4 protein-coding genes and 1 pseudogene are annotated in these 6,034 nt (G+C 67.9%); 1 reads left to right on the top strand and 4 read right to left on the bottom strand.

The window, feature by feature from the left end; translation table 11 throughout:
- The 3 genes and pseudogenes from C7C45_RS12170 to lysS all read right to left on the bottom strand — a co-directional run.
- A pseudogene (locus C7C45_RS12170) lies at positions 1-1,823 on the bottom strand (ATP-dependent Clp protease ATP-binding subunit); the annotation flags it as partial.
- Positions 1,824-2,436: 613 nt separating this feature from the next.
- Complete coding sequence (locus tag C7C45_RS12165) at positions 2,437-2,781, bottom strand: histone-like nucleoid-structuring protein Lsr2 (RefSeq protein WP_110563841.1); 345 nt, start codon at positions 2,779-2,781, stop codon at positions 2,437-2,439.
- A 112-nt stretch (positions 2,782-2,893) separates the two neighbouring features.
- The gene (lysS, locus tag C7C45_RS12160) at positions 2,894-4,402 is read right to left on the bottom strand and encodes a lysine--tRNA ligase (protein WP_110563731.1); all 1,509 of its coding nucleotides are present in this window, start codon (positions 4,400-4,402) and stop codon (positions 2,894-2,896) included.
- An 89-nt stretch (positions 4,403-4,491) separates the two neighbouring features.
- Here lysS and C7C45_RS12155 point away from each other — a divergent pair, with 89 nt between their 5' ends.
- The gene (locus C7C45_RS12155; RefSeq protein WP_110563730.1) at positions 4,492-5,235 is read left to right on the top strand and encodes a class I SAM-dependent methyltransferase; all 744 of its coding nucleotides are present in this window, start codon (positions 4,492-4,494) and stop codon (positions 5,233-5,235) included.
- A 36-nt stretch (positions 5,236-5,271) separates the two neighbouring features.
- Here the strand turns inward: C7C45_RS12155 and C7C45_RS12150 are convergent, their stop codons facing one another.
- Entirely contained in the window at positions 5,272-6,030 is a 759-nt protein-coding gene (locus tag C7C45_RS12150; protein ID WP_110563729.1) for a type III pantothenate kinase, read from the bottom strand.
- Positions 6,031-6,034 lie beyond the last annotated feature (4 nt).

Raw genomic sequence — 6,034 nt, 5'->3', positions numbered from 1 at the left:
GGGTGGGCCTTCTCGATCTCATCGAAGAGGACCACCGAGAACGGCCGACGCCGCACCTTCTCGGTCAGCTGCCCGCCCTCGTCGTAACCGACGTAGCCGGGAGGGGCACCAACGAGCCGGGAGACCGTGTAGCGGTCGTGGAACTCGGACATGTCCAGCTGGATGAGGGCATCCTCGCTGCCGAAGAGGAACTCGGCGAGCGCCTTGGACAGCTCGGTCTTACCGACACCGGACGGGCCGGCGAAGATGAACGAGCCCGACGGGCGCTTCGGGTCCTTCAGGCCGGCCCGGGTACGCCGGATCGCCTTGGACACCGCCTTGACCGCGTCCTCCTGGCCGATGACGCGCTTGTGCAGCTCGTCCTCCATGCGCAGCAGGCGCGAGGTCTCCTCCTCGGTCAGCTTGTAGACCGGGATGCCGGTCCAGTTGCCGAGCACCTCGGCGATCTGCTCGTCGTCAACCTCGCTGACGACGTCCAGGTCACCGGCCTTCCACTCCTTCTCCCGCTGAGCCTTCTGGCCAAGGAGCTGCTTCTCCTTGTCCCGCAGCTGGGCGGCGCGCTCGAAGTCCTGAGCGTCGATCGCGGACTCCTTGTCGCGACGCACCTGGGCGATGCGCTCGTCGAAGTCACGCAGGTCTGGCGGCGCGGTCATCCGGCGGATCCGCATCCGGGCACCGGCCTCGTCGATCAGGTCGATCGCCTTGTCCGGCAGGAAGCGGTCGGAGATGTACCTGTCGGCCAGAGTTGCGGCTGCCACGAGAGCGGCATCGGTGATGCTCACCCGGTGGTGCGCCTCGTAGCGGTCCCGCAGGCCCTTGAGGATCTCGATGGTGTGCGCCAGCGACGGCTCACCCACCTGGATCGGCTGGAACCGGCGCTCAAGCGCGGCGTCCTTTTCCAGGTGCTTGCGGTATTCGTCAAGGGTGGTGGCACCGATGGTCTGCAGTTCACCACGGGCCAGCATCGGCTTGAGGATGCTCGCCGCGTCGATCGCGCCCTCGGCGGCACCCGCACCCACCAGGGTGTGGATCTCGTCGATGAACAGGATGATGTCGCCGCGGGTGCGGATCTCCTTGAGCACCTTCTTGAGGCGCTCCTCGAAGTCACCGCGGTAGCGGGAACCAGCCACCAGCGCACCGAGGTCGAGCGTGTAGAGCTGCTTGTCCTTCAGAGTCTCGGGCACCTCGCCCTTGATGATCTTCTGGGACAGCCCCTCCACCACGGCGGTCTTACCGACGCCGGGCTCACCGATCAGGACCGGGTTGTTCTTGGTACGGCGGGAGAGCACCTGCATGACCCGCTCGATTTCCTTCTCGCGCCCGATGACCGGGTCGAGCTTGCCCTCGCGGGCGGCCTGAGTCAGGTTGCGGCCGAACTGGTCCAGCACCAGGCTGGTCGACGGCGCGGCCTCACCCGGCGCGGCACCCGCCGCGGCGGGCTCCTTGCCCTGGTAGCCGGAGAGCAGCTGGATCACCTGCTGGCGGACCCGGTTGAGGTCGGCGCCGAGCTTGACCAGCACCTGGGCGGCGACGCCCTCGCCCTCACGGATCAGCCCGAGCAGGATGTGCTCGGTGCCGATGTAGTTGTGGCCGAGCTGCAGCGCCTCGCGCAGCGACAGCTCCAGCACCTTCTTGGCCCGCGGCGTGAACGGGATGTGCCCGCTCGGCGCCTGCTGACCCTGGCCGATGATCTCCTCGACCTGCTGGCGGACGCCCTCCAGGGAGATGCCGAGGCTCTCCAGGGCCTTCGCCGCGACGCCTTCACCTTCGTGGATCAGGCCCAGCAGGATGTGTTCCGTACCGATGTAGTTGTGGTTGAGCATCCGGGCCTCTTCTTGGGCCAGGACGACAACCCGTCGCGCTCGGTCGGTGAACCGCTCGAACATGCCCTCGTGCTCCTCACGTGCCGTGCGCCTTGATGGTCAAGATCTTGGCGGGGCCGGTGCACGAACGTCCAGGACGGGCGTCCGTGCCTCCTTACTCTATCGTCGCTGACCGACTCAGCTGAGGTCGTGTGTCTCTGGTCCGGGTCGGTTGCACGTCGTTTTGGACAACCGTCCGCGCTCAGGAGGTGTTCCGGTAGTCCTGTCGCTACGCGCAGAGCGAAATCCGACTGGCGCGACGGAGGCCCGATCCCGGCTCCGGAAGCGTTCCGGGAGCCCCTGGAAGGCGGTTCGGCGGTCTGGACGAACGCCGCATCACCCCTGAGGGAGGTTGTCCACAGGCTGTGGATAGTTGGTCCACTGGTTGTGGATAACGCCGGTGGGTGCGGAATGCTTCCCGGCCCCGGACGCGGTCAGTCGACCGGGAGCGGGTGGGCGGCCAGCGTCCGACCGGGATGGGCCGCAGACACGGCGACGCCGGCCCGGAGAACTGCTCCGGCCCGGCGTCGGTGTCGCCCGCGGTGGTGGTGCTAACCACCCAGCTGCTGAATGATCAGCGCTTCGCGTGGTACTCGTCGACGATCTCCTGCGGGATACGACCCCGGTCGGAGATGTCCTTGCCGGCCTTCTTGGCCCACTCCCGGATCGCCTTGTTCTGTTCCCGATCGGCGGTCGCGCCACCCCGACCGCGGGCAGCACGCCCACCGATCACCACGCCGCCCCGGCCGACCTTCGTGCCGGCACCCACGTACGAGGCGAAAGCGTCGCGCAATTTCGCGGCGTTGGCGCTCGACAGGTCGATCTCATACTGAACGCCGTCGAGGGCGAACTTGACGGTCTCGTCAGCGTCCCCGCCGTCCAGGTCATCGACCAGCTTGTGAATGATCTGCTTGGCCACGTCCCACATTCCTTTCGAGCAGGGTGCTCCTGCTAACGAGAGCACAATAACCCGTGCGCTGCTCGCCTCGTCAATAGGAGGCCGTTACAACTCTGCGCGAGCCGGGGCGAGACTACTCCGGGCGGACCAACGGGAAGAGGATCGTTTCCCGAATTCCCAGCCCGGTCAGGGCCATCAACAGCCGGTCGATTCCCATTCCCATACCGCCGGCCGGCGGCATTCCATACTCCATCGCCCGGAGAAAGTCCTCGTCGAGACGCATCGCCTCGTCGTCGCCACGGGCGGCCAGCTGCGCCTGGGCCACCAGCCGCTCGCGCTGCACGACCGGGTCGACCAGCTCGGAGTACCCGGTGCCCAGCTCGAAGCCGAGCACGTAGAGGTCCCACTTCTCGGCCAGCCCCGGCTCACTGCGGTGGGCCCGGGTGAGCGGGCTGGTCTCCTCCGGGTAGTCCCGCACGAAGGTGGGCTCCACCAGACCGGGGACGACCAGTTCCTCGAACAGTTCCTCGGCCAGCTTGCCCGGACCCCACTTCGGGTCGACGGCCAATCCCACCTTGTCCGCGTACTCCACGAGGCGGGCTCGGTCGGTGCGGACCGTGACCTCCTCGCCGAGTGCTTCGGAAAGCGCGCCGAACAGTGTCACGGACCGCCACTCGCCGCCGAGGTCGAACTCCCGTCCGTCGGCGTGGGTCACCACCATCGAGCCGCTGACCGCGATCGCGGCCTGTTGCACGAGATTACGGGTCAGCTCGCCGATCGTGTCGTAGTCGCCGTACGCCTGGTACGTCTCCAACATCGCGAACTCCGGCGAGTGCGAAGAGTCGACACCCTCATTACGGAAGTTGCGGTTGATCTCGAAGACGCGGTCGACACCACCGACCACGGCGCGCTTGAGAAACAGTTCCGGGGCGATTCGAAGATACAGATCGGTGTTCAACGCATTGCTGTGGGTCACGAACGGTCGGGCCGCCGCGCCACCATGCAGCAGTTGCAGCATCGGCGTTTCCACCTCGATGAAGCCCTGCCCGTGCAATGAATCACGCAGACTGCGGACCGCAGCGGCTCGGGTACGGACCATCTCCCGCGCCTGCGGCCGGACGATCAGGTCGACGTAGCGCTGCCGGACGCGGGCCTCCTCGGAGAGCGGCTTGTGCGCCACCGGCAACGGTCGCAGCGCCTTGGCGGTCATCTCCCACTGCTGGGCCAGCACCGACAGCTCACCCCGACGGCTGGTGATCACCTCACCGGTGACACCGACGTGGTCGCCCAGGTCGACCAGGCGCTTCCACGCCTCCAACCGCTCCGGCCCGACCCGGTCCAGGGAGAGCATCGCCTGCAACTCGGTGCCGTCGCCGTCACGCAGAGTCGCGAAGCAGAGCTTGCCGGTGTTGCGTACGAAGATCACTCGACCGGTGACCGCCACCTGGTCACCGGTCGCGGTGTCGGTCGGCAGGTCGGCGTAGCCCGCACGGACCTGGGCCAGGGTGGTGGTGCGGGGGAAGCCGACCGGGTAGGGCTCGACGCCCTCGGCGAGCATCCGGTCCCGCTTCTCCCGGCGGACCTTCATCTGCTCGGGAAGGTCGTCGGCGGGGTCCACTGGCACGGCGTTCTGCTCGCTCACGGCACGCTTCCTCGTCACGGGAGATACAGGGGGTCAGGCCCGAGCGTACTCAAGCGTCCCGGGGGCTGTTAGCGGATAACCTGCCCGTTATGGTCGATCACACTCGGGCCCTCTCCTTCGGCGCTGCGGCGAACGATTACGACCGGTTTCGGCCGAGTTATCCCGAAGAGGCGGTCCGCTGGGCGCTTGACGGATTGGACGACGGCGCCCAGGTGGTCGATCTCGCCGCCGGCACCGGCATCCTGAGCCGGGTCGTGCGGACCATCGGGCACCAGGTGCTGCCGGTGGAGCCCGACCCCGGCATGCGCGCCCAACTGGACCTCACCACCCCGGGTCTCACGTCCCGGGCGGGCAGCGCCGAGTCGATGCCGTTGCCGGACGCCAGCGCCGACGCGGTGCTGGTCGGCCAGGCCTACCACTGGTTCGACAAGGAGGCCGCGCACGCCGAGATCGCCCGGGTGCTCCGGCCAGGCGGAACGTTCGCCCCGATCTGGAACATCCGTGACCAGCAGGCGGCCAGTTGGATGGTGGAACTGACCCGGATCGCCGACCTCCGGGACAACGCCCCCGACCTGCGCAAGCAGGTCGGGGGCTTCGGGCCGGCCTTCGGGCCGGTGGAGGTGGCCCAGTTCGTGCACCGGACGCTGCTCACCCCGGACGAGCTGCTCGGCATGCTGCACACCCGCTCCTACTGGCTGACCGCCAGCGCCGAGGAGCAGCTCGAGGTCGACCGGAACGTACTCGACCTGCTCGCCCGCCACCCGGACCTGGCCGGCCGGGAGACCATCGAGATGCCGTACCGGACCGTGGTCTATCGCGCCCGACGGCGGTGAAGCCCCGCGCGGCAGCCGGCCGGGCGGCGACCGGGGTCAGAGGTTGCGCTCGTAGACCATTCGCAGGCCGATCAGCGTGATCATCGGCTCGTGATGGGTGATGGTGCGGCATTCGTTGATCACCAGAGACGCCAGGCCACCGGTGGCGATCACCGCCTTCACCTCGCCCAACTCCTCGGTCATCCGCTCGACGATCCGGTCCACCTGGCCGGCGAAGCCGAAGTACAGGCCGGCCTGGAGGCACTCCACGGTGTTCTTTCCGATCACCGAGCGGGGTTTGGTGGCCTCGACCTTGCGCAGTTGGGCGGCCCGGGCGGCCAACGCGTCGAAGGAGATCTCGATGCCCGGGGCGAACGCACCACCGAGGAACTCGCCCCGCCCGCTGATGACGTCGAAGTTGGTGGTGGTGCCGAAGTCCACCACGATCGACGGCCCGCCGTAGAGGGTGTACGCGGCCAGCGTGTTCACCACCCGGTCGGCACCCACCTCCTTCGGGTTGTCGATCGCCAACTGCACCCCGGTCCGCACGCCCGGCTCGACGATGACGCTCGGCAGGTCGGCGTAGTAGCGGCCGAGCATGGTGCGCAGCGACCGCAGTGCGGCCGGCACCGTGGAGCAGGCGGCGACACCGGTGATCTCGACGTTGTCGCCGGCCAGCAGACCCCGGAACATCAGGCCCAACTCGTCCGCCGTCGAGCGGGCATCGGTCTTGATTCGCCAGGAGTGCACCAGCCTGTCGCCGTCGAAGGTCGCCAGCACGGTGTTGGTGTTTCCGATGTCGATGCAGAGCAGCACGCAC

The organism is Micromonospora arborensis, assembly GCF_003205615.1.
Lineage (GTDB): Bacteria > Actinomycetota > Actinomycetes > Mycobacteriales > Micromonosporaceae > Micromonospora > Micromonospora arborensis.
The sequence above is the reverse complement of the archived record's forward strand: the minus strand, read 5'-3'. Positions and strand labels throughout refer to the sequence as shown.

Coding starts and splice junctions, on each gene's coding strand:
- C7C45_RS12155 (WP_110563730.1), top strand. CDS start 4,492: ATGGTCGATCACACTCGGGCCCTCTCCTTCGGCGCTGCGGCGAACGAT.